Source organism: Bacillota bacterium (assembly GCA_030019365.1).
GTDB lineage: Bacteria > Bacillota > Sulfobacillia > JACIYH01 > JACIYH01 > JACIYH01.
In genome coordinates this window covers 228,033-252,157 of sequence record JASEFA010000002.1, presented here as the reverse complement: position 1 = coordinate 252,157, position 24,125 = coordinate 228,033, and the positions used below count along the sequence as shown (strand labels likewise).

19 protein-coding genes are annotated in these 24,125 nt (G+C 67.8%); 12 read left to right on the top strand and 7 right to left on the bottom strand.

Translation table 11 applies throughout. The features are described 5' to 3' along the window. Nucleotides 1–159: 159 nt before the first annotated feature. Entirely contained in the window at nucleotides 160–2,160 is a 2,001-nt protein-coding gene (locus QME70_04475; GenBank protein ID MDI6893860.1) for an FAD-dependent oxidoreductase, read from the bottom strand. A gap of 61 nt (nucleotides 2,161–2,221) precedes the next feature. Next, a complete protein-coding gene (locus QME70_04470; GenBank protein MDI6893859.1) occupies nucleotides 2,222–3,532 on the bottom strand; it encodes an MFS transporter in 1,311 nt (436 codons plus the stop codon). A gap of 110 nt (nucleotides 3,533–3,642) precedes the next feature. Here QME70_04470 and QME70_04465 point away from each other — a divergent pair, with 110 nt between their 5' ends. After that, on the top strand, nucleotides 3,643–4,125 hold the full coding sequence (locus tag QME70_04465) for a hypothetical protein (protein MDI6893858.1): 483 nt from the start codon (nucleotides 3,643–3,645) through the stop codon (nucleotides 4,123–4,125). 121 nt (nucleotides 4,126–4,246) lie between these two features. Here QME70_04465 and QME70_04460 read toward each other — a convergent pair whose 3' ends face one another. The 3 genes from QME70_04460 to QME70_04450 form a co-directional block, all read right to left on the bottom strand. Further along, nucleotides 4,247–5,329: a hypothetical protein gene (locus QME70_04460; protein ID MDI6893857.1), complete on the bottom strand. Its 1,083-nt coding sequence runs from the start codon at nucleotides 5,327–5,329 to the stop codon at nucleotides 4,247–4,249. Between the two features lie 80 nt (nucleotides 5,330–5,409). Then, nucleotides 5,410–6,441, bottom strand: coding sequence for a Nif3-like dinuclear metal center hexameric protein (locus tag QME70_04455; protein ID MDI6893856.1), 1,032 nt, complete (start codon nucleotides 6,439–6,441; stop codon nucleotides 5,410–5,412). A gap of 289 nt (nucleotides 6,442–6,730) precedes the next feature. Further along, a complete protein-coding gene (locus QME70_04450) occupies nucleotides 6,731–7,138 on the bottom strand; it encodes a Na-translocating system protein MpsC family protein (GenBank protein ID MDI6893855.1) in 408 nt (135 codons plus the stop codon). Between the two features lie 124 nt (nucleotides 7,139–7,262). On the opposite strand from QME70_04450, the gene QME70_04445 reads away from it, so the two are divergent. Next, on the top strand, nucleotides 7,263–9,686 hold the full coding sequence (locus tag QME70_04445) for an immune inhibitor A (GenBank protein ID MDI6893854.1): 2,424 nt from the start codon (nucleotides 7,263–7,265) through the stop codon (nucleotides 9,684–9,686). 136 nt (nucleotides 9,687–9,822) lie between these two features. Here the strand turns inward: QME70_04445 and QME70_04440 are convergent, their stop codons facing one another. Both QME70_04440 and QME70_04435 read right to left on the bottom strand, forming a co-directional pair. Continuing rightward, nucleotides 9,823–10,773 (bottom strand): zinc ribbon domain-containing protein, encoded by a 951-nt coding sequence (locus tag QME70_04440; protein MDI6893853.1) that lies wholly within the window; start codon nucleotides 10,771–10,773, stop codon nucleotides 9,823–9,825. Between the two features lie 521 nt (nucleotides 10,774–11,294). After that, nucleotides 11,295–12,104 carry a GNAT family N-acetyltransferase gene (locus QME70_04435; protein ID MDI6893852.1) on the bottom strand — a complete coding sequence of 270 codons (810 nt, stop codon included), beginning with the start codon at nucleotides 12,102–12,104 and terminating at the stop codon, nucleotides 11,295–11,297. Between the two features lie 338 nt (nucleotides 12,105–12,442). On the opposite strand from QME70_04435, the gene QME70_04430 reads away from it, so the two are divergent. The 10 genes from QME70_04430 to QME70_04385 all read left to right on the top strand — a co-directional run bounded on the left by QME70_04430 (nucleotide 12,443) and on the right by QME70_04385 (nucleotide 24,093). After that, nucleotides 12,443–13,228, top strand: coding sequence for a DUF4349 domain-containing protein (locus QME70_04430; protein ID MDI6893851.1), 786 nt, complete (start codon nucleotides 12,443–12,445; stop codon nucleotides 13,226–13,228). Between the two features lie 778 nt (nucleotides 13,229–14,006). Then, complete coding sequence (locus tag QME70_04425; protein ID MDI6893850.1) at nucleotides 14,007–14,648, top strand: AroM family protein; 642 nt, start codon at nucleotides 14,007–14,009, stop codon at nucleotides 14,646–14,648. A 110-nt stretch (nucleotides 14,649–14,758) separates the two neighbouring features. After that, nucleotides 14,759–16,021, top strand: a complete 1,263-nt coding sequence (locus QME70_04420) for a PucR family transcriptional regulator ligand-binding domain-containing protein (GenBank protein ID MDI6893849.1) — start codon at nucleotides 14,759–14,761, stop codon at nucleotides 16,019–16,021. Between the two features lie 55 nt (nucleotides 16,022–16,076). Continuing rightward, nucleotides 16,077–17,087 (top strand): ABC transporter permease, encoded by a 1,011-nt coding sequence (locus QME70_04415; GenBank protein ID MDI6893848.1) that lies wholly within the window; start codon nucleotides 16,077–16,079, stop codon nucleotides 17,085–17,087. Nucleotides 17,088–17,168: 81 nt separating this feature from the next. Continuing rightward, nucleotides 17,169–17,981 (top strand): ABC transporter permease, encoded by an 813-nt coding sequence (locus QME70_04410; protein MDI6893847.1) that lies wholly within the window; start codon nucleotides 17,169–17,171, stop codon nucleotides 17,979–17,981. Nucleotides 17,982–18,068: 87 nt separating this feature from the next. Beyond that, nucleotides 18,069–19,646, top strand: a complete 1,578-nt coding sequence (locus QME70_04405) for an ABC transporter substrate-binding protein (GenBank protein ID MDI6893846.1) — start codon at nucleotides 18,069–18,071, stop codon at nucleotides 19,644–19,646. Nucleotides 19,647–19,673: 27 nt separating this feature from the next. Continuing rightward, nucleotides 19,674–20,942 carry an ArgE/DapE family deacylase gene (locus tag QME70_04400; GenBank protein ID MDI6893845.1) on the top strand — a complete coding sequence of 423 codons (1,269 nt, stop codon included), beginning with the start codon at nucleotides 19,674–19,676 and terminating at the stop codon, nucleotides 20,940–20,942. 34 nt (nucleotides 20,943–20,976) lie between these two features. Beyond that, nucleotides 20,977–22,170 (top strand): DUF917 family protein, encoded by a 1,194-nt coding sequence (locus QME70_04395; protein ID MDI6893844.1) that lies wholly within the window; start codon nucleotides 20,977–20,979, stop codon nucleotides 22,168–22,170. 130 nt (nucleotides 22,171–22,300) lie between these two features. Then, nucleotides 22,301–23,242, top strand: coding sequence for a DUF1177 domain-containing protein (locus QME70_04390; protein ID MDI6893843.1), 942 nt, complete (start codon nucleotides 22,301–22,303; stop codon nucleotides 23,240–23,242). Between the two features lie 179 nt (nucleotides 23,243–23,421). Continuing rightward, nucleotides 23,422–24,093: an AroM family protein gene (locus tag QME70_04385; GenBank protein MDI6893842.1), complete on the top strand. Its 672-nt coding sequence runs from the start codon at nucleotides 23,422–23,424 to the stop codon at nucleotides 24,091–24,093. Nucleotides 24,094–24,125: the final 32 nt, after the last annotated feature.

Genomic DNA, 24,125 nt, shown 5'->3' with positions numbered 1-24,125 from the left:
TTGCGGTGGTGCCCCGCGGGGAACCGGAGGGACGGATGGCGGAGTGCACAGTCAGCCGATTGACCATGTGAGAGGCCACACTGTCAGTCGGCTGACCGTGTTGGTTTGCCTGTGGGCGTCGGGGGGCGTGGGCGTGGGCTGCCGCGCGCCGCGTCGGGGTCAGACGGTAGCGTGGGCCGGGGAGAGGGGGCTCAGCCACTTGTGGGCTTCGGCGATGGAGTAGGCGGCCAGGGCTCCCTCCTGGGCGGCCTCCATGATGCGTCGGGGCCGCACGGCGTCGCCCACCACGTACACCTCGCCCACGCGGCCGGCCAGGTCCAGGGCCAGGTCGTTCACCGGGGTGGCTCCCACGGCCAGGAGCACGGCATCGGCGGGGAAGGACGCGGTCTGCAGGTGGCGGTCGATGGTGTGGACGGTGCCGTCGGTGATGGCGGTGGCCGTCACTCCGGTGAGTCCGTTGATCCCCAGGCGCTTGAACCGCCCCAGCATGTCCAGGCGGTTGATGGGCTCCATGTCCAGGGCCAGGTCCTGCAGCATCTCCAGGATGGTGACCTGCTTACCCTGCTCGGCCAGGAGCTCCGCCGTCTCGCATCCCACCTGACCGCCTCCCATTACCACCACGCGCTGGCCGTCCACCTTCCTGGTGCCGGCCACCACGTCCCAGGCCTGGAAGACGCGGGGCCCGTCCACACCGGGGATGTCGGGAACCGCCGGCACCGCCCCTGTGGCGACAATCACGGCGGCCGGCTGCTCCCGCAGGACGTCCTCAGCGGAAACCCCGCGCCCGGTGACCACGCGCACCCGGAACAAAGCCAGCTCCCGGGTGAGAAAATCCGTGAACCAGTTGATCTTGTCCTTGTGGGGAGGAAGGGCGGCCAGCAGCATCTGTCCCCCCGGGCGGTCCGACTTCTCGAACAGCACCACGTCGTGGCCGCGCATCGCGGCGATGCGGGCCGCCTCCATGCCGGCGGGGCCGCCTCCCACCACCACCACCTTCACGCGATGGGGGGCGGGCGGGATGGTGCCCAGGAGCTCCTCCGTCCCTACGGCGGGATTGACGGTGCAGCGCATGATGCTGGAGGCGAAGATGCCGTTGCCCACGCACCCGATGTTGCAACTGATGCAGCGGTTGATGCGGTCGGCGTGCCCGGTGGCCGCCTTGAGGGCGAACTCGGGGTCGGTGATGAGGCCGCGCCCCACCGCCACGAAGTCGGCCTTGCCTTCGGCGATGATGCGGTCGGCCATCTCGGGCGTGCGGATGACGCCCACCGTTATCACCGGGATGGTCACCACCTGCTTGATGGACTCGGCCAGGTAGACCCGCCATCCTTCCGGGTACGACATGGGTTCCAGGACGCGGTCCATGCTCTCGTAGATACCGGCCGACACGTGCAGGACGTCCACCCCGGCCTGCTGCAGCATGGGCGCCACCTGTCTGGCCTCGTCCAGGGTGAGGCCCCCGGGGATGAACTCGTCGGCGCTGAAGCGGAAGCCGATGACGAAGTCGTCCCCCACCTTCTCGCGCGTGCGCCGGATGATCTCCAGGGGGAAGCGCATCCGGCCCTCCAGCGTCCCGCCGTACTGGTCGACGCGCTTGTTGGTGTACGGCGAGATGAACTCCCCGATCAGGTAGCCGTGGGCGCCGTGGAGTTCCACGCCGTCGAAGCCGGCCAGTTTGGCGCGGGCGGCCGCCTCCGCGAACCTGTTGATGAGGGTGTCGATCTCTGCGCCGGTCAGCTCGCGGGGCTGCACCCCCAGGAAGCGGCAGGGCACCGGCGACGGCGCCACCGGCACGTGGCCCTCGGTGATGGCGGGGGTGGTTTGCCTCCCGGCATGGTGGATCTGCTGCAGGGCCACCGCCCCATGACGTTTGATGGCGGTGGCGAGAAGGCGCAGGCCGGGGACGAACTTGTCGTCATCGATGCGATGCTGGCGGACCACGTTCTTCCCGATGGGGTAATCCACCTGGGCGTTTTCCACGATGATCAGGCCCGTCCCACCCTTGGCCCGCTCTTCGTAGTAACGGATCATGCGGTCGGTGACCTCGCCGTCCTCGCCGCCATAGTTGGTCGCCATGGGCGGCATCACCAGGCGGTTCCGCACCGTTATCTTGCCGATCCTGCCTGGCTGAAACAGACTCGGATAATGCTTGGTGGGCACTAGCCACTCCCTCCCCGCAGGCGTTGTTCTCCTCAATATTGGTGTCCTGCGGCGGGGTGCCTCATGCCTGACGTTCGTCGCCGGGAGGCCGATCCGGATCGGTGGTTGTGCACGGGAGGGGGGCGACGCTGCCGCCGGCGCGCGCGCCGGGGTCAGCAAGGGAGTCGGCGGGGGCGACGTGGCGGGCGATCAGGACCTGCACGGCGAAGAACAGCACCACCGCCGTGGCGGCGGCCAGGATGAACGGCGCCAGCACCAGCTTCTGCCGGAGGTAACCGGCCAGGGGCACGGCCAGGACGGCGGCGACGCTGCTCATGGTACCGATGGCGCCCAGCGCCCGGCCGCGTATGGTCTCCGGTAGCGCTATCACCCGGAAGGCATCGCTGGCGACCATGGAAAACTGGAAGGCGGCCGAAATGGCGAGCATGCCGGCCAAGATGGCGCCCAGGTGCCTCTGCAGGGACCAGAGCAGCACGGTGCCGCCCAGGGCGAGGGAGGCCCAGGAGAGCACCCGGTAGACACCCCACCGCGCCACCGCCCGGCCGGCCAGCAGGCTGCACAGGGCCGAGACGGCCGAGCCGGCCGCGTAGAACAGGTTGATCTGGGACTTGCTCAACCCCATGGCGTCGCTGGCATGCAGGGCCAGGAACGGTCCCCACATGGTGGTGCTGAGGACCAGGTAGTACGCCACCGAGATGAGGAGCACGACCGCCAGCCGCCCTGAGAACACCTGGGTGAAGTGGAAGTGGATCGACCCCGCCGCCGCCGGTTTGGTCTCGCGCAGGAGGGCGTGCCGGGCGATCGCGGTGCCCAGGAAGATGACTCCGGTGGTGAGGAGCAAGCCCCGCGCCCGTACGACGGGAAGCAGGTAGGCTCCCAGAAGGGGCCCCGCCACCACGCCCAGCCCGATGGTGAATTCCACCAGGCCGAAAGCGTGACCCTGGCGCTCGGGAGGAACGGCCTCGCCAATGATGGTGGAGAAGGTGGGCCCCTGGATGGCGTTGGCCACGTACCAGAGGATGTAGACCAGGACGAAGGGTTTCCACGAGGACATGAACGCTGCCGCCGATATGGCCACGGCGCAAAGGTACGTAGGATAGACGAGGGTGGGGAGACGCCCCCAGCGGTCGCTCCAGATGCCGCCCTGATACTGGAACAGGGCGGCCACCGCCGTCCAGATGGCCACGGACAGGCTGACCTGGAAGGCCGTCGCCCCCAGGTCGCGCAGGATGAGCGGAAGGATGGGGCTCCACAGCGTCATGGCGCCCACGTTCAACGCCGTGGTGGCGGCCATGACGGGCACGTTTCTCGCTGCGGGCCACGATCCGGTTGTCTGCTGCACGCCTACACGTTCGCGCTCTACTTCTCCCATCCCTTCCGGGCGGCGTACCGTCGCCTCCCAGGATGCGGCCGGGCCGCCGGCGGGTGGCCCCCGCACCGCCCGCATATGGATTAGGCAGTGAGACCTCGGGGGGTGCGGTCATGGAGACGGTGCGGGCGGGGCTGGAACTGGTGGCGGAGAGTGCCGTCATCATCACTCCCGGTCTCTTCCTCAGCATGGAGGTTACCTTTGATCACCAGGCGGCTCCGGAATGGAGCGGCAGCGACGTGTATCAGCTGGACGGTGCGGTGCTCGGGGGCCGCCGGGTGGCGGCCAGCGGGCGCCATCGCACCTACCGGGAGACCTGCCTGCCGCTGGGCCTGGGGACGGTGGAAGCGGCGCCGGCGGTACCGGCGCCGCTTCCTGACTACGTCCGCCGCACAAGGGTGAAGCTGCAGGGTAGCCTGTTCCTCGATCCGGGCCAGCTGGTGGCGGGCCTCACCGCCCACTGGGTGAATGAGGCGGGCCAGGTGATCCTGGACGCTCCCCTCCGCCGGCCGGACGTGGGCCTGGACTGGCTGGGGCGCGGCCTCTTCGTCCTGGACGTGTCCGGCCAGGTCCGGGCGCTCCTGGCCCGGCTCTGATGGTGGTCACCTGCCTGGCCTGCCTGCGGCTCCGTCTGGGTCGGCGGTGGGCCGACAGGCCAGCCAATGCCCGCGTGCGGTGTTGCCCCGCCGGCAAAATGCGGGCTGCCTGCGTCGTTCCTCAGGAAACGAGCGGGCTGAGGGCCACCGCCAGCAGGGCGGCGGTGAGGATGCGGATGACGGTGCCCAGTACGGCGGCCTCCATGGCCTCGCCTTCGGACAGGTCGGAAACCCGCGCCCATACCGCCGGGATCTGACCGAATATCACCTGCAGGGGGAAGCCGGACGCCGCCAGCACGAAGGACCCGATCACCAGGGCGGGAGCCACCTGGGCCGAGATGTCCTTGAGCGTGTTCATGGCCAGGGTCGGGGAGGCCAGCACCGACAGGATGCCGGTCTTGGGCTCGATGCTGAGGGCGGTGAGGGCAGCGGTCAGGCCGCTCTCGATGGGCTTCCACGCTCCCAGGTAGTCCAGGGCCCCGATAATCCCGAAGATCACCACGGCAGCGGGGATGATGAGCAGGAACACGAGCTCCGCCCCTTCGCGACCGGCACCGAATACGGTATCGAGCGCGCCCTTGGTGGGGGTGAAGTGCGGCAACTCCTTCAGCTCCACCCGCCTGGTGTCCCGGTAGATGGTGCGGCTGAGCAGGAACGGCACCACCACCAGGGGCAGGAAGAGGGCGATCAGGATCACAGGGAATACGGCGATTCCGGCCCGGGTCATGGCTAGCATGCCCAGCATGAAGGTGGAGAAGGACTGCTGGGACTGCACCATGGTGGCCACCGCGATCTTCTGCTCCGCTCGGGTGGCCCCGGCCTGCTTGAGAGTGGGGCCGGTGATGCGGCCCGCGGCGTTGATGTCACCCAGGATGTTGTACACGGCGGGGATGATCACCGTGGGGTTGATTCTCATCCACCTGGCGGCGGGCGCGAATATGCGGATGAGAGCGTCCGTGAATCCCAGCCTCTCCAGAACCCGCCCCACGATCACGCTCAGTATGATGGTGACGCCCAGGGCACCGGTGATGTAGATCTTGACCACGATGTCGAAGACCTTCTTCACCATGGCGTCGAAGGTCCCCGCGATGGTCCCGGGCCCGAGGAGCAATCCCAGCAGCGCCAGGAGTACCATGACCAGCCCGATGACCTCAATGCGGGTCATGGTGCGCCCGGTCACCGCTTCCTTTTCCAGGGTCGCCATTCTCATTGCCTCCTCTCATGGGAATCCTCTCTTTCCGATGAGCCCTTCCCGTCGCACGTTTGACCTATATGCGGCTCGCATCACCTCCCCGGCGGCCGGGCGGCCACCTGCTTGGGCAGGAGGAAGCGCCCGGCCATGTCCTGCGCGTATTGCCTGACGGCGGCGTGGCCCGCCCGCTCGAGCGGCAGGGCCAGCACCCGCTCCCGGAACAGCCAGACCTCCACGGCGGGAAGGAGGGCGTGGAGGGCGTAGGCCAGAGGCATGCCGTTTTCCAGGATTTCCACCGCGTGGGAGTTGCCCACCAGGAAGGTCAGCCCCAGCTCCCTGGCCTTCTCCACCAGGGGGTGGGAAGGCCGTGCCCTGCTGATACTGGCCACGATGGTGTTCACGTCCGGGTGCTCGCTGAGGGCCTGGCTCAGATGGGCATCGCTGAAGCCGGTGTGGGGGAAGATGTGCAGTATCTCCCGTACCGGAGAACCGGGGCTGCCGTGGAGGAGCTGCGGCCCGGTGGCCACCACCGTTTCCATGGCCTCGGGGCACTCGCGCAGGTCGCGGTCACTGTCCAGGGCGTCTCGCTCGCGGGCAAACCCCATGAAATCCTCCAGGCGGTGCAGGATGTCGCCGGCCGTGCGGATGTCATCCAGGGGTTCGCCCACGTACATGATGTTGCCGGGGACACCCCCGTAGGCGATGTCCACCCGCACGGGGCGGTGGCCGTGCAGGAAGGGGATGCCGGGATGCAGACCGTGGAAGGCCTCGTGCAACTCGAACACCGCTATCCCGTACAGCGACAGGTAGAACTTCAGGGGCACCCCTCCCGAGTTGGCCGCGTCCGCCACCGGGTGGTGGGCCACGATGGCGTCGATGTCCATGGCTCCCGCCAGCTCTATCTGGGACTCGGTGAGGGTCATGGTGACCGCCAGCTTCCGCACCGGCTGATCCGGATCGCCGAATACCAGCCCGGGCGTCTCCATCACCGCCTTGCCCGGGATTCCCGAGGACTTGATGACCACGAACCGGTTGCCGGTGCGGGCAAGCTGACCCAGGTCGGTCACCACCCGCCCCCCCGTGATGGCGTCCAGGGCCATCAACACGTCGTTCACCCGCGGCACATCCATGCTCTTTCCTACCTCCTTTGACCGGACTGCCGGCTTCCCACGGGCCCGCCGCGGCGGGTCCTGCCCTGGGGGCAGGCCTCGCCGTAAACGAAAACCGCCGGCCCGGGTAAACGGTCTACCCAAGACCGGCGGTTTGCAGGCTCTTCGGCCCGAAGCTCCCTACACCTGCCAGCCCTTTGCGATCCGGCGACTCGCACCACGCGGCGCCACCCTGCCGCCTGACCGCAACTTTCTGTCCGGTCGGCGGCGGGCGGACAATCCCCCTCTTCTCACGCCGGGCGGCTCACTCGCCCGTGAGGGGCTTGTCCATCACGATGATGGTCCCCGCGATCTCGGCCTCCGGGTCGTAATCCTTGAGGATGCTCCTGACCCCGAGCCAGGGAAGCTGGCGCTCAAGCTCCTCCCGCATCCGTTCCTTGAAGGCGTCCAGCAAGGCCACGTCGGCCATGCGCGAGGCCGCCCGGTTCACCCGGTCCAGATAGTCCAGGCCCCGGATGCGCTTGTGATCCGCCAGCACCACGATCTTGGTACCGACGATGTCCACCCGCAGCCGCCTGACCCCGATCTCGAACGCTTCCTGGTTCACCTGGTTGTATATGCGGGCTATTTCCTGCTTGAGCTCCCCCAGCTCGGGCACCTTGTGGCAGCCACTCCCCCTCGCCTGTCCGCTTTGTCCCCTGTTATTCGACATCTTCCTCTGGATTCCTCCTTGGCCTCCCCCGGCGGGAACCGGCAGGACCCGACACGCCCGATGGTGTACCATACATAGGTGGAATCGCCACCGATTCCCATCATTCCGAGAGGGGGTAGGGGATGTGAGGAGGCGCAGGGTGCTGGCGATCCTGGTGGCGGCGGTCATGGTCCTGGGCGTCCTGGGGGCGGGATCGGGCTTGCCCGGAGCCGCGGCCGCAGGGCGGCCTGCGCCCGCCGCAGCGGGTGGTGGCGCGGGGCACGAGGTGGCACCGCCCAACGTGGACCGGCTGGTAGACGTTCTCATGGAGCGGGGCGTTATCCCTCCCGGCGCGGACGACAACCAGGTAAGGGAGGCGGTGGCGTCTTATCTGCGCACCAAGGTGGGCGCCATGGCCGGCGGCGCGGAGGAGAAGAAGGCCTGGCATCGCGAGTACGGCACCAGGTACCAGTGGAAGGAAGGACTGGCATCCGAGGGCCTGCTCTCGGGTAGGGGTGAGAAGTTCGGGCAGGTGAAGGACAACCTGCTCGATCCGGTGGTCGAGCAGCCCCGTCCCGATCCCGCCAAGACGGTGAAGAACCTGGTGCTGCTGGTGGAGTTCGGGGCCGAGGGCCCGGTGCACAACCAGATCCCGCAGCCCCAGGGCTTGGCCGCCCGGGAGAATTACTGGACGGCCGACTTCAGCCCCGGGCATTACACCGGCCTCCTGTTCAACCCGGACGGCTACAGCACGCCCGAGGGGGTTTCGTCCCACAGCCTCACCAGCTACTACCTGGAGCAGTCAAACGGCGGCCTCCTCATCGAGGGGGACGTATACGGCTGGTTCCAGGTCCCCAACCCCGAGTGGCACTACGGGCGTGATAACCCGGCCGGCGGCATCGACAACGGTGGTCCCGCCGGCCCCCGCCAGCTGGTCAGGGAAGTGGCCAAACTGGCGGTGCAGGCGGGCGTCAACCTGGCTGATTACGATTTGGAGGATCCATATGATCTGGACCGCGACGGCGACCTGATGGAGCCCGACGGCATCGTGGACCACCTCATGGTCATCCACGCCGGGGTGGGGCAGGAGGCCGGTGGTGGCGCCCAGGGGGATGACGCCATCTGGTCTCATAGCTGGAACCTCCCACGGCCGTATCTGGCCGATCCCAGCCACGGCGGTGGTCCCTACTGGTCGGGCACTGCGGTGTACGACTACACCATGGAGCCCGAGGACGGGGCCCTGGGCGTGTTCGCCCACGAGTTCGGACACGACCTGGGCCTGCCCGACGAGTACGATACCATCTACAGCGGTGACGGCGAGCCGGTGGAGTACTGGTCCCTCATGAGCGGGGGGAGCTGGACGGGCAAGCCCCTGGGCGCCCGGCCCACCAGCATCAGCCCCTGGGGCCGCATGATCCTGGGACTCCTGCACGGCGGCACCTGGGTGCAGCCCACCGTGGTGAACTGGGATGAGTTGGCCTCCGAGGTCGCGCCCGACGGCCTGACCTTCCTGCTCGACCAGGCCACCTCGCTGGGCCAGAACAACCAGGTGGTGCGGGTGAACCTGCCCCCCAAGCGGGTGGACCTCAACGTGCCTCACTCGGGATCCTACGAGTTCTGGGGCGGACGGGGTGACGAGATCGACCACCACATCACCACGGTGATCGACCTCACCGGCAAGTCGTCGGCCACCCTGGACTTCTGGACCTGGTACGACATCGAGGAGAACTGGGACTTCGGCTTCGTGCAGGTGTCCACCGACGGGGTGAACTGGACCTCCCTGGAGACGCCCAACACCACCTATGAGATTGACCCCGACGGCTACCCGGCCATCCGGGCCAACCTGCCGGGCTACACCGGCTCGAGCGGGGGCTGGCTGCACGAAACCATCGACCTCTCGCCTTACTGCGGCGGGCCGCTCTACCTGCGCTTCCGCTACATGACCGACTGGGCCGTCAACGGCGCCGGCTTTTTCGTGGACGACATCACCGTCACGGCCGACGGCCAGGTGGTCTTTAGCGACGATGCCGAATCCGGGCTGGGCCATTGGGCCAACCACGGATGGGACTGGTCGCCCGGCTACCGCCTGGGTGGTCACTACTACCTGCTGGAGTGGCGGAACTGGCACGGCAGCGACGTGGGCCTGCGCGAGGCCGCCCGCGCCAACCTACCCTTCAACCCCGGCCTGGTGATCTGGTACCGCGACCTCTCGGTTGACAACAACTGGGTGGGCGTGCACCCCGGAGAAGTGTTCCTGGGGGTGGTGGACGCCCACCAGTACGTGTGGTGCGACACCGGCCTGCCCACTGCCTTCCCGCCCTTCATCCAGCTCTACGACGCTTCCTTCGGGCTGAACGACCCCCTCGACCTCGACCTCTCGCGCTACGCCTGGGTGAAGCGGCCCCAGTTCGAAGGCAAGCGGGCCCAGCCGCTCTTCGACGACCGCGACGAGTACTGGACCTGGAAGACACCCTGTAGCGGGATCATGCTCTCCACCTATGGCCTCAAGGTGCGGGTGGTGGGGAACGCCCCCGACCTCAGCGTGGGCGCCATCACCGTCTACCGCTGAGCAATCCCATCTACCGGGAGCGCCTGCCCGGTGCTCCCGCCCCCGGGCAGGTCCTTGGCAGCGTTCAAGGGGCGCGCGCGAATGAGCGCGGCTTGCGGGCGGGCCGGAAGACGGGCCAGCCCGCGGGCCGGCGACGCTATCGGCCGCAGTGGGGGCAGATGGGGAGTGACACCGGGCGGCGGTCACCGCAATGGGGGCAGGGTTCGGCCACGCGGTTGCCGCACTCGGGGCAGAAGACGTACTCGCGGCCCAGGGGCAGGCCGCAGCGCGGGCATTGCCCCGCGCGGGCACGGGCGCGCATTACCCGCCCGGGGCTGAAGACGTAGCGGCGCAGGGCAACCATGCCGGCGGCCGTGATGGCGGCCCCGGTCAGGGAGACCCCCAGCTGGGCCCAGGCCCGGAAAAGCGTCCAGGCGTAGCTTCCCACCAGGAAGGCGGCCTGCAGCACGGCGAAGGCCATGAAGCTGGTGAGCAGCACCAGGTAGGGGAAATGCCTGCGGCGCAGGGCCTGCCAGGCCGCCACCGCCAGGGCTAAGACTGGCAGGGCGTACCCCAGCCGGAGCAGGAGCACCCGGGTTTCGTATTGCCGGGATGCGCGGGCATACTCGGCCGAAACCGCAGCCCGCTTCTCTTCCAGCCTGGCTTGGGGATCGCGGAGCGCATCCTCCCAGCGGGCTACCACCCTGGCCGCAGCCTGTGTCGCCTCGCGGGCGCGGTCGTATGCGGCCAGAGCCTGCTGGTAGGTTGCCTTCCTCTCGCGATCTTCCCGGCCGGCGTCGAGGGCGGTGCGGTACTCCTCGCGGCGAAACTCGTACTCCACCCGCGCCCGCGACTCGTTCTCCTGCGCCTGCCCCAGGGCTTGCCGGGCCTGATTGAGATCGCCCTGCAGCCGGGAGACCTCCTCCTCGAGCGCGGCGATGCCGTACCTGGCCGCCACAGCACCGTAGTCGGGCCGGGCCGGGATGTCCCCCAGGCGGTCGAGCACCCACAGGCCGCCCAGCAACAGGAACACGACCAGCCCCAGCGCCAGCACTTTCTCAGCCCGGGTGGCTTCCGCCCGTTCCTGTTCCTCGGGATGCACGGTCATTGCAGCTCCGTCCCCCCGTATGCGCCGATGTGGTCCGCGCAGGAATTCGGCACCGGACGCCCGAATTCTTGCCGCCCCCTTTTCCAACCGTCCCAAGCAGGTACGCGGGGAGCGCGGGGTACCGGCCCCCGCTGCTCGAGATGGCCGCCCTATATGACACCGTCCGGACCCCGTCCGGACACCGTCCGGACACCGTCCGGGGGCCCAGTATTCTCCTGTTCCTGCCACATTTATCCTGACAGAAGGCAGGTTATCCACAGGTGGCGAGGATTTGACCGTATTGGGAGGATATGGGTGTCGGTTTTCTCGCCAGATGCGTGGTCGTTCGGGGATAGCGGAGAGTCCGGAGGCCCCGCACGGGGCTCTGGGGTCGACATAAGATTGGCCGCACCGCATTATGTACTGAGGGAGCCTCAGTGGTGGCACCAACTGGACAATTTTTCACCGCTTCCTCGGGCGGGGAGTGGCTATGGCGGCGACATCTCGCCGATGGCCGGCGGCCACCGTCCGCGGCCGCAGATTCACCTTCCCCCGGCCAGTTCTGCCAGGGCGGCTGCCATGGCCTCGCGGATGCCTTCCCGGGGCGCCTCGTAGCCCCAACCGATCTCGCGGCCCTGGACGAAGATGGCGCGGGGGATCTGGTGGCAGAGGAGGACGTCCCGCTCGTCGGCGCAGAACTCGCGCAACACCACGGCGTCGCCGAACTCGGCCGCCGCCTCCCGCACCCTCTGGGCTTCGATGTCGCTCGTCTGGCAGAAGGTGTTCCAGAAGAGGTCGACCGCCACCCTGCCCGGCACCGGCTCGAACTCATAGCGGGGCGTAAGCAGGCGGGGAGCGGCCGGCGGCGGCTCCGCGAAGGTCTTCCACAGGACTGCTTCGTCACCCCGCCGGTCCACCATGCGGTAGCCCAGGCGCTCGAAGAATGAGGCGGGCATGAACCAGAAGTCCCAGTAGTAGGCGATGGTGGCGAGGCCCCGCAGGCCCTGGCGGCGAGCCTCATCCTCGGCGGCGGCCATCAGGGCCCGGCCCGCTCCCGTGCCTTTGGCCTTCTGCTGGACCACCAGGCAGGGCAGCACGGCCAGGTCCTCGCCCAGGGGACCCCAGGGCGACACCGCGATGGGCATCACGTAGGCGAACCCGGCCAGTTCCCCGTCCACTGCGGCCACCTTCACCCGCACGCCGGAGGCGTGCATCCTCTCCAGCCATGCTTGCCGCCTGCGGGCGCAGGCGTCCATCTCCTCCGACTCGTTCACGTGGGTGCACGCACCCACATAACAGGCGACCTCCGCACCGGTTCCCGGCTCCAGGTCGAATACGGTTACTTCCGCCACGGTCGGTCCCTCCCTCCGGCCTGTCCTTTTCTGGCTCACCCTCCGGGCGGGCGGGCCGGCGCCCGGCCACTACTTCCCCATCAGCGGCGGGAAATCCTGGTGGGGCACCGGGGCACTTCCTGCACGCCGGGGCACGTTGCGGGCGGAATGTGCGTCTTATGGGAAAGGAAGAGGGGGCGATTGGCGTGGGTGGAAGAGGGGCAGTTCACAGGTACGTTATTCTGCTTGCCGCAATCGTCATTGCGGCGTCGTTACTGGCTTCATGCGCTGCACAGAGAAAGGTTGCAGAGTGGGCCACGGCGGGATCCGGGGCGGCGGGACCTGCGACGCAGACCGCCATGGGCGGTGCCCCCGGCGAGGCACCGCGGTCGGCGGGCGAGCTGGGGGACATCGCGGAGCGCCACGTGGTCAAGCGGGCGGAGATCACCGTGGACGTGGAAGATGCCGTCGAGACGTCGGCCCACATTGCCGCGCGCGCGGAGGCCTTGGGCGGGTACGTCTCCGGTTCCGCCATCGGCCGTAACCGGGAGGGCCGCAACGAGGCCCGTGTCACCGTCCGGGTACCCGCCGATCACTTCACCGCCCTGGTGGAAGAGATCGAGAAGCTGGGTACGCTCATGTCGCGGCAGATATCCAGCACCGACGTCACCGAGGAGTACGTCGACCTGGACGCGCGCATCTCCAACCTGAAGCACCAGGAGAACAGGCTGCTGGAGATCGTGTCCCAGGCCAAGACGGTGGAAGACCTGCTCAAGGTGGAGAAGGAAATCGAGCGCGTCCGGGGCGAGATCGAGTCCCTTACCGGCCGCCTCAACCTGCTCAAGAACCAGACCGACTACGCCACCATCAACGTCTACCTGCGTTCCACGCCCCTGGCCGCAGCCGGCATCTCCACCTCTGGGGTCGAGGGCCTCTGGGGCCGGGCGGTGCGCGCCCTCTACAAGAGCCTGACCACAGTCATCGAAGGGGTCGGCCGTGCCATCGTGGCGCTGTTCGCGGCGCTGCCCTACCTGGCGCTGGTGGCCCTGGCGGGCTGGGTGGCCTGGCGCCTGAATCGGCGCCGCCCCTTGCTGCGCCGGGCTGCCGGGCAACCTGCATCCCGTGGCGGCACGCCCGCCGCCTAGCCCCACCGGTCGCTGCGCCACAGGCCTGGGGCTGCATGCGCCCAGCCGCCCTCGGGCTGCCCGCGGCGGACAGGGCGGCCTCCACCCGCGGCGGTGCTCAACCGCATTCTGCTGCTCAGCGATTGCACCCGTCCCGCGGACATCGCACCGAGCAGGTAATGCCTGACTATACCCAGGTTTGCACGGGAAATGTGGCAACTGCCACGAACCCTTGGTGCCGGGCCGGAAGTATGGAAAAGCCGGGGCATGGTCAGGAGGAGAGCTTCTCGTCAAACCACCTTGCGGTGTCGGCCCCGCAGAGTCCAGCCAGGGCAGCCAGGAAGCCTGCGGTGGAGGCGATCCTCGCCCCGCCTGGGCCAACTCCGCCTTCAACAAGCTGATGGTGTTCGGTGCCACCCCCGCTGACGTCGTGCCCGAGATAAGTGCCCTCGCGGTCCTCGTGGTGCTGTTCGGGGCGTTGGCGGTGTGGCGCTTCCGCCTGAACTAGCCGCGCGCTCCCCAGTTGCCCCACCTGGCCTTCGGGCACGGCCCCGCCTCCTGTGAGTATCCTCCCCGGCTAATGTATGCCACATTGCGGCATATGCTCCGCAGCCGGGATGTGCCAGGAGGTGGCATAGGGGGGCGGAACTGCAGTCGGGATGTGGTCTACCATGTGGAATGGGGTATACGGATGTGGATTTGGGCAGTGTGCACGGGAGAGGTCTCGTGTTTTTCGTGCCCTTGCCGGAAGGGAAGCACAGTTCGGGCGGCATAATCTGCGGGAAGAGGTGGTGCCGCCATGATAGGTATTGTGCGCGTCCTGACCGCCGAGGACCCGGACGTGTTGGCCGCCCACGGCAGGCAGATCCAGGCCAGGTATGGAGTCCAGACGCGGACCGTGTCCATCCCCGAGCAACCTCTGGGCATCTACGACGAGGATAGCGAGCGGCAGGCCGTGCCCAAGATCCTGGAGGCGGTGCGGAGGCTGGATGTCGAGGGTGTGAGGGCGATCCTGATCAGTTGTGCGGCTGACCCCGGGCTGAGGGAGGCCCGTGCCCTGGCACGCGTGCCCGTGGTCGGCGCGGGCTCGGCAGCGGCGGCCGTGGCCCTCGCTCTGGGGGAACGGGTGGCTGTTTTGAACCTCACGTGGGGCACACCCCGCGCGGTGCGCGAGGTGCTGGGGGCGCGGCTGGCCGGGGAAGGTGCACCGGCGGGAGTCCGGGATACAACTGACCTGCTGGCGCCGGCCGGGCAGGCGGCCGCCGTGTCGGCAGCCCGGAGGGTGGTTCAGGACAGCGGGGCCGACGTGCTGCTGCTGGCCTGTACGGGCTACTCCACTGTGCACATGGCCCAGCGCCTACGCGGTTATGTGGGCCTGCCGGTGGTCGACCCGGTTGAGGCCGCAGCTGCGATGCTGCTATTTACCTTCTCCGGTTCGTAGCTGCCGCGAGGACGGCCCGGCCACGGGCGAGTGATTTGGGTCCATAGCACAAACTGGCAGCCGCTCTCCCGAGGGAGCGGTGACTCCCGGAGCGAATCATTAATCCGGGGGTGAAGAAACTGGCGTTTACCGTCCGGGATGCCTTGCGGGTGGGGGGCCTGGAGCGGGCGGTGGTGGCTGGGGGTCACCAGGGTCTGGACCGGGCCGTGCTCTACGTGGATGTGCTGGAAGTGCCCGACGCGGCCCGGTGGGTGCGGCCGGGGTTGTTCGTGCTCACCACCTTCTACGCTGTGCGCGACGACGTGGCCGGGCAGATCGAGGTGATCCGGCAGCTGGCAGCGGGGGGTGCCGCTGCCGTGGCGGTGAAGGTCGGGCGCTTTGTCACCCGGTTGGACCCCAGGCTGCTGGCGGCGGCGGACGAGGTCGGGTTTCCCGTTCTGGAGCTGCCCCCCGGCGTTCCGTATGTGGATGTGAGCAAACCGCTCGTGGAGGCTATCCTGGAAGACGAACGCGTCACTGGCAGGCGCCAGTCGTTTCTCACGGAGTTCCTCACAGGGGTCCTGCCGCTTCATGGAGAGGGGCGGGTTTCCGAGGAATACGCGCAGGCCATGGGGATTGACCTGGGCCACCCCAACCGGGTGTTCGCCGTCCCGGAGGGCGGTTCGAGTGCCGGTCGTGCACCGTTTGCCAACGTGGTGCCGGCTGTGAAGCGGGTGGTGGCCCGCGCGGATCGGGACGGGGTGGTGGAATGGTGCGGCCCGGGTCTGGTCTGCCTGGTGCGGTGCCCCGAGCCCGGGGCGTTGCCGGGCAGGAGATGGCTGGCGGAGCTGGCCCGGGCCCTGGTGAGGGCGGTGGAGTGGTGTTCGCAGGAGGTGACGGTGGGGATCAGCGGGGAGTGCGGGTCGTACGCGGCCCTTCCGGAGGGGTACCGGCAGGCTCGTCGGGCCTGTGTCCTGGGGGAGGCGATGGATGCCACGCGCAGGGTATGGCTTTATGAGGACGTGGCGTGGCTGGACGCCCTGGTCGCGCACCACACCTGGCCCTCGCCTGTTTCATATCTCAGAGAGTACGATCTCCGCCACGGCACGGAGTACTGCCGTACGCTCAGCGCGTTTCTGAGCAGCGGCGGCAACGTGAGGGAAACGTCCCGGCGACTGGGCCTGCACCGCAATACCGTGATGTATCGCCTCGAGAAGGTTGAGCAGATGCTGGGAATGCGCCTGCGGGCCTGGTCCGACCGTCTCGCCTTGGCGGTAGGGCTGATCGCCACGGGTAGCGCCTTCGGGCGGGTGGCCCAGGATAAGGCCACGGGTGGCGGCTTTGTGCAGGTTGCCCAAGGTAAGGCGCCGGGCGTTCGGTCTCCTGGCGGATGACTTCAGTGGTCGCTAGCCCATACAATGTACCCAAGTACCTGACAGGGGGACAACCGTGCGGACTTACGTATTGAGGCGGTTGCTGTACATGCTGCCGATACTGCTCGGGGTAACCCTGGTCGGGTTCGTGCTGGCCCGCGTACTGCCCGGTGACCCCGCCTTGATGGTGGCCGGCGAGCAGGCGCCCGACTATGTCCTGGAACGGATACGAGAACAGATGGGTCTTGATCGGCCCCTGGTGGTCCAGTACCTGGTGTACTTGAAGGACCTGGCGCGCGGAGACCTGGGGTTCGCCTGGCATACCGGTCATCCGGTAGCTCGGGACCTCGCGGTAAGGTTCCCCGCTACTTTCGAGCTCACAGTGCTCAGCCTGCTGTTGGCCACGTCGGTGGCCATTCCGGCGGGGATTGTGTCGGCCACGCACAGGGCCACCACGTTCGACCACGGCAGCAGGTTGGGCGCCCTGGTGGGGTCCAGCATGCCCATATTCTGGCTGGGGCTCATGCTCATCTACCTGTTTTACTTCCTGCTGCGGATCGCTCCGCCCCCGATGGGTCGGCTGGCCGTGGATGTGCCTCCACCTGCGCCCTACACGGGCATGATCCTGCTGGACTCCCTGCTGTCGGGAAACTGGGCGGCCCTGCGCAGTGCGGGCTCCCGCATTGTCTTGCCGGCATTATGCCTCAGCACGGGTTCCATGGCCATCCTGTCGCGCATGGTGCGGTCGTCGATGCTTGAGGTGCTCAGTGAGGACTATGTGCGGACTGCACGGGCTAAAGGCCTCGCCGAGCGAGTTGTGATCTACCGCCACGCCCTCAAGAATGCGCTTATACCCACCCTCACGCTGGTGGGGCTTCAGTTCGGCTACCTGCTGGGGGGTGCCGTCGTTACCGAAACGGTGTTCGCCTGGCCGGGCATGGGGCGGTACGCCACTGAATCCATCCTCTTCACCGATTATGCTCCCATCCAGGGGCTGTGCATGCTGGCGGCCTTTGTTTATGCGGCGACCAATCTCCTGGTGGATGTACTGTATGCTGCCCTGGACCCGCGGATCAGGTACCGGTGAACCCGGGATGGCGGCGGTGAGGGGGGAGGGACGGCGTTGAAGGACGGGAGCGGCGTGAAGGAGGTGGTCCGTAAGCGAAAGCTGAGGGTCACCGGCCTCTCGATCGCGGGTGGGGTGGTGGTAGCTGCGTGGGTGGTGGCCGCCATCCTGGCCCCCGTGCTGGCACCGTATGACCCGTTGTTGCCAGCCATGGACCGGCGGTTGCAGCCGCCCTCCGTGGCTCACCCTTTCGGAACTGACAACTACGGGCGGGACGTTCTGAGCAGGGTGGTATTCGGAGCCCGGCTCTCGCTTCCCATCGGTCTCATAGCTGTGGGCATTGCCGTGATGGTGGGACTGCCCCTGGGGGCGCTGGCCGGGTACTATCGGGGGAGCTCGGAGCAGGTGATCATGAGGACAATGGACGTCATCCTCGCTTTTCCGTCCCTGCTCCTGGCCATGGCGATCTCGACCGCATTGGGCACAGGGCTGATCAGCGCCATGATAGCCGTGGGTACCGTGGGAGTGCCCGAGTTTGCCCGCCTGGTGTATGGGCAGGTGCTCTCGTTGCGGGAAAGGGAGTTCGCGGAGGCGGCGCGGGCACTCGGAAATCCCGATCGCACCGTGCTCTTCTGGCACCTTCTGCCCAACGCGCTCGCGCCCATCGTGGTGCGTGCCACCCTGGGGCTGGGGTTCGCAATCCTCACCGCCGCCAGCCTCAGCTTTCTTGGCCTGGGGGTCCGGCCCCCGCTGGCCGAGTGGGGTGCCATGATTTCCGAGGGACGGGAGTTCATCGTCTCCGGGCAGTGGTGGATGGTCACTTTCCCCGGGCTGGCCATCGCCAGCGCAGTGCTGGGATTCAACCTGCTGGGGGACGGGTTGCGGGACATGCTCGACCCGCGCCTCAGGTTCTGAAGGGGTGAGGAGGGGGTGGTCCCCGGCGGCACGGAGACGCGAGTTCCATCCCGGGAGAGCAGGCAAGTAAGAGAAGGGGGGATTCTCATGAGCGCAAGGGTGATGAGTCTACTGGGTGTGCTGCTGTCCGTGGCGCTGGCTGTCACCGCGGTGGGGGGATGTGCTGGCGGTCAGGCACCGGAGCAGGCGAAGGAAAAGGTGGTGGTACTCGCATACAGCGAGGGCGGCCAGACGCTGGATCCGTCTCTGGCCAATGACCTGACATCGGACACCATGGTGCTGGCCTGCTACGATCAGCTGGTCACGTACGGTAAGAAGGACCTGCCCGATGGCCGGCAGGCGGGCGCCACAGACAAGATCCAGCCCATGCTGGCCGAGAAGTGGGATGTGTCGCCTGACGGCAAGACCTACACCTTCCACCTGCGCAAGGGAGTGAAGTTCCACAGCGGCAACCCGCTGGATGCCGAGGCGGTGAAATTCAGCTTCGAACGGGTGGCCAAGACGGGTGCCGGCCAGTTCCTGGTCAACACTGCCTCGATCGACATGTCGCAGTTCAAGGTCCTGGACCCCAATACCGTGCAAATCACATTGACGCGGCCCAATCCTCTGTTCCTGCAGATTATCGCCATGTACGTGTTTTCCATCGCGGACCCCAAGGTGGTGCAGGAGAAGGGAGACAAGTGGCTGGCCTCGAACACCGCCGGGTCAGGGCCCTTCAAGCTCGAGAGTTGGAATCCGGCTTCCGAGGCCGTGTTGGTGGCTAACAAGGATTACTGGGAGGGCCGGCCCAAGGTCGATCGGATCATCATGAAGTTCATCGCCGAAGCATCCAACCGCATCATGATGCTGAAGAACGGCGATGTGGACCTGGCGGTGGAGATTCCGCCCAAGGACGCGGTGGAGCTCAGGTCGGCTCAGGGTGTGAAGGTGCACTCCGACCCCAGCGTCCGCATCCTGTACTTTGGTATGAACCACAGTGTGAAGCCATTCGACAACGTGAAGGTGCGCCAGGCCATATCTTATGCAGTTCCGTACGAAGACCTGATCCAGAAGGTGATGTACGGGCAGGCCAAGCAACTGAAGAGCCCCTGCCCGAGCGGCATGCCCATGAGCTACCCCGACGCCTGGAACTACCGGCACGACCTGGAAGAGGCCAGGAGGCTGCTCAAGGAAGCGGGGTATGAGAAGGGGTTCGAATTCGACTTCACGCTCGGCTCGGGGTTTGCCGACTGGGAGGAGGACGCCGTTCTCATCCAGGCCGAGCTGGCCAAGATCGGCGTCAAGATGAACATCCAGCGCACGGCCCGCGCGCAGTTCCTGGAGCTCATGAGGCAGCGCAAGCTCACCGCGTATATCTCCAAGTGGACTTCGTTCGTAAACGATCCCGGATACCACCTGGGATTCCTGCTCTATGGTAAGGGGTCGAGCAACTATATCGGCTACAGCAACCCGCGCGTGGACGAGTTGCTGGAGAAGGCCATGGCGGAGACCGATCCCGCTAGGCGAGCTCCGCTGTACCGGGAAGCGCAGGAGATCATTGTGCGGGAAGCGCCCTGGGTATTCCTCTACGAGTACGCCCGTATCGTGGGTGTGAGGGATAACGTAACCGGGTATATGTTCTACCCCGACGAACTGATCAGATTCTATCCCCTCGACAAGAAGTGAGAAACGGCGACGGGGAGGGCTCGTGCTGTGTGGCGCCACGATATCGTTCACAGGGTGAGGGGCACCGTAGCCCAACGGCAGGGTGAGCTGGTAGACCTGGCACAGCGTCTCATCAGGATTCGCAGCGAGAACCCGCCCGGTGATACGACCGAGATATCGACGTTCGTAGTCGACTACCTCAGGGCGCACGACTGGGACCCCCACTGGCACGAGCCCTCTCGCGGCGCGGTGAGCCTGGTGGCAACTACCGCCGGCGGGCAGGGCGGGCACGTCATCTTGTGCGGCCACTCCGACACGGTGCCGGCCGGGGACCCTTCCGGGTGGTCGTTTCCGCCCTTTTGCGGGGATGTGGTGGATGGTGAGGTCCGCGGCCGCGGGGCCAGCGATATGAAGGGCGGCCTGGCAGCCATGCTCTTCGCCAGCACCCTGGTGCGTGAGGTCATCCCGACCCTGCCGGGACCCCTGACGGTGGCCATCGTGGGTGACGAAGAAACGGGCGGGGCGGAGGGTGCAGCCTGGCTCCTTGAGCAAGGCCTCATACGAGGGGACGCCTGTCTTATCGGCGAGCCAAGCCCCCCTCTCAATCCCACAGTTGGGCAGAAGGGTTCGTGCTGGCTGGAGATTACGGTGGCGGGAAAGGCGGCCCACGGTAGCACTGCCCCTCTGGGAGGCGATAATGCCATAGTGACGGCATCCCGGGTGGTCCTGGCCCTGCAGGACGTGTGGCACCTGGAGGTGTGGCTCCCGCCGGATGTGGAACCCCTCGTCCGCTCTTCGGCGGAGTGGATGATGAGGGCCGGCGAGGGGCGGTATGCGCAGCTTCTCGACCACATTTCCGTCAACGTGGGGGTGATCCAGGGCGGGCGCAAGATCAACATGGTGCCAGACCAGTGCGTCCTGCACGTTGACTGTCGCCTGCCCTTCGGCGTTGAGCCCGCTGACCTCCTGCGCAGGGTGCGGGCGCTCCTGGCGGGCCGGGTTCCTGGTGGCGACCGGGTAGAGGTGAGGTTACTGCGGGGAGGAACCGCCAGCTTCACCGCTCCGGAGGAGCTGATCGTGCAGGCCGTGCTGGAGGGGATACGCCTGGTGAAAGGCGCCGAGGCTCAACCCATCCTCCAGTGGGCATCCAGTGACGCCCGGCACTTCCGGCGTTTCGGCATTCCCACCCTGCAGTACGGCCCGGCACACCTCGAGACCATCCACGCCGTGGACGAACGGGTGGCAATTGCAGATCTGGTCGACGCTACCTGCGTGTACGCTACAGCCTTACTGAGATACTGGGAGCTGACCGCGTGAGGCTGCCTGTCGTGAGGTGGGGCATGTGAGCCGGATGCGGCTGGATCGGCATGCGGTAGAGGCAGCCGTCCTGGGAGGAGCGGTGCTGGGGGGAGGAGGCGGCGGCTCCATGGCCGAGGGGCGGCGTAACGCCCTCCTGGCCGTGGACATGGGCGAACCCGAACTGGTGGACGTGGACGACCTTCCACCCCAGGCGGTGCTGGTGACGGCCTCGGCGGTGGGGGCTCCCGCGGCCAGGACGGCGAAGGCCCTGCCGGTACATTACGTGAGAGCGGTGGAGCTCCTGGTCAGGGAGACCACCGTGGAAGGCCTGATCACCAACGAATGCGGGGGCCTGGCGGCCGTGAACGGGTGGCTGCAGGCAGCCGTGCTCGGCATCCCCGTGGTGGACGCGCCCTGTAACGGCCGGGCCCATCCCACCGGGGTGATGGGGTCCATCGGCCTCCACCGGGTACCCGGGTACGTATCCCGGCAGGCGGCCGTGGGCGGCGACCCGCGGGCGGGCACGTACGTGGAGGTGGTGGTGCGGGGAAACCTGGAGCGGGCTGCGGCTCTGGTGCGGCAGGCCTCGGTGCAGGCGGGGGGCATGGTGGCGGTGGCCCGCAACCCCGTGAGCGCCTCCTACGCCCGCGAGCACGCTGCGGTGGGCGCCATCCAGCAGGTGCTGTCCGTGGGCCGGGCCATGCTGCAGGCGCGGGGCCGCGGCCCCATGGCCATGGTGGAGGCCGCCTGCGGGGTCCTGGGGGGTGAGGTGCTGGGCACGGGCCAGGTCACCGACGTGCAGTTGCAGACCACGGGGGGCTTCGACGTGGGCCGGGTGGTCGTCCAGCCCTCAGCCGGTCCGGCCCTGGAACTTTACTTCTGGAACGAGTACGCCGTCTGCGAACGCCTGGCGGGGCGGCGGAGGCAGCACCCGGGCGAGCAGGCAGCGGAGCGCCCGGGTGAGCCGCCCCGCGGGCAAGCGACGGAGCGGGATGGTGAGCCGCCGCGCGGGGCGATGGGCGAGGGGCCAGGCGAGCGGCTGGCGACCTTCCCCGACCTGCTCGCCACCATCGACCTCTCCTCGGGCCTGCCGCTCTCGTCGGCGGAGGTCGCTGTGGGCAAAGAGGTGGCGGTCGTGTGGGTGCCGCGCCAGCGCCTCATCCTGGGGGCCGGGATGCGCGACCCCGAGCTGATGCGGCCCCTCGAGCAGGCTGTCGGTAAGGAGATCGTGAAGTACGTGTTCTAGGGCTGGGCCTGCCCGGGGAGCGCGGGGCTGCTGGCGGGGCTGGCGCGGGGTGCGCGGGGCGGCCGCGGAGCTGCCCGGGGTGCGCGGGGCGGGCCTGCGCGGGCGGGGCGACGACGTGGAGGTGACGAGTATGCCGTGGCGTCAGGTGATCGATGCCTTTGAGTTGCTGGACAGCGCCCGGGTGGACGGCGCCCAGGTGGCGGACTTCCTCCGCGCCCACGGGGTGGAAGATGTCACCGTCACCACCATCCGGGGAGAGAAGGGGAAGACCGACTTCGTGAAGGCGGTGATCCCGGGAACCAGGGGCCGGCGGGCGGGAGGCGACGCGCCCACCCTGGGGATCGTGGGCCGCCTGGGTGGCCTGGGCGCGCGTCCCGAGCGCATCGGGTTTGTCTCCGACGGGGATGGCACCCTGACGGCCGTTTCCTGTGCCCTGAAACTTGGTACTATGCGCCAGAAGGGAGACCTCCTCCCCGGGGACGTGACCGTCTCGACGCACATCTGCCCCGATGCGCCCACCCAGCCCCACGACCCCGTGCCCTTCATGGGGTCACCCGTGGACATGGCCGCGATGAACCGCTACGAGGTGGACCCGGCCATGGAGGCCATCCTCTCCGTGGACACCACCAAGGGTAACCGCATCATCAACGTGCGGGGCTTCGCCATCTCCCCCACGGTGAAGGAGGGCTACATCCTGCGGGTGAGCGAGGACCTGCTGGACATCATGCAGACCGTGACCGGCCGCCTGCCGGCCGTCTTCGCCATCACCACCCAGGACATCACCCCGTACGGTAACGGGGTCTTCCACCTTAACAGCATCATGCAACCCGCCACCGCCACGCCGGCGCCGGTGGTGGGGGTGGCCATCACCACGGAAGTGCCCGTACCGGGCTGCGGAACAGGCGCTTCCCACCTCGACGACGTGGAAAGCGCGGTGCGCTTCTGCCTGGAGGTGGCCAAGGCCTACGGGGCAGGGAAGTGCCGCTTCTACGACCCCGATGAGTTCCGCCGCCTGGTGGACCTGTATGGTCCCCTGACCCATCTCCAGACCATGGGCCGCCACACCCCTTAACGCGGGCGAGTACCGCCCTGGGGGGTGTGCCCTGACAGGCCCTGGCGGCGCTGATGGCGCGGGGGGTGGCGGTGCGGTGCACAGCTTGGCTGGGAACGGAGGGGCCGCAGTGCCGGTGACCGCGGCGCTACGGACGCGCGCGTGAGCCAGGCGGCGGGCGTGCAAGTGAGGTGATGTCTGTGGGTGCCAGGGTAGGGGCCATCACCATAGGGCAGTCACCGCGGACGGACGTGGTCCCCGAGATGGTGCCCCTTATGGGGCCGGACATAGAGATTATCCAGGCGGGAGCGCTGGACGGGCTCTCGGCCGGGGAGATCGCTGCCATGGCGCCGCGTCCCGGTGACTACGTGCTGGTGACCAGGTTGCGCGATGGTACATCGGTGCAGGTGGCCAAGCACCACATCGTGGCCCGCATGCAGGAGCAGATCAACGGGGTGGTGCAGGAGGGCGCGCGCGTGGTCGTCCTCCTGTGCACGGGGGAGTTCCCCGAACTGACCTCTCCCCGGCTGCTGGTAGAACCTCAGCTCGTCCTGCATCACGCCACTGCCGCGCTGGCCGGGGGCAGGCGGCTGGGGGTGCTGGTGCCGGCGGCGGAACAGGTGGACCAGGGCGTGGCGCGCTGGCAGGGACTGGGCGCCGAACTCCGGGTTGAAGCGGCATCGCCCTACGGGGAGGCCGACCGCATCAGGGAGGCGGCGGCGTCCCTGCGTGGTTGGGGCGCCGAGCTGGTGGTGCTGGATTGCATCGGCTTCACCGTGGCCATGAAGAAGGAAGTTCGCGACGTAGCGGGGGCTCCGGTCATCCTGCCGCGCACCCTGCTGGCCCGCACCCTGGCCGAACTGCTGTCCTGACACCGCGCCGGGCCGTGCGCCCGCCCGTGGCC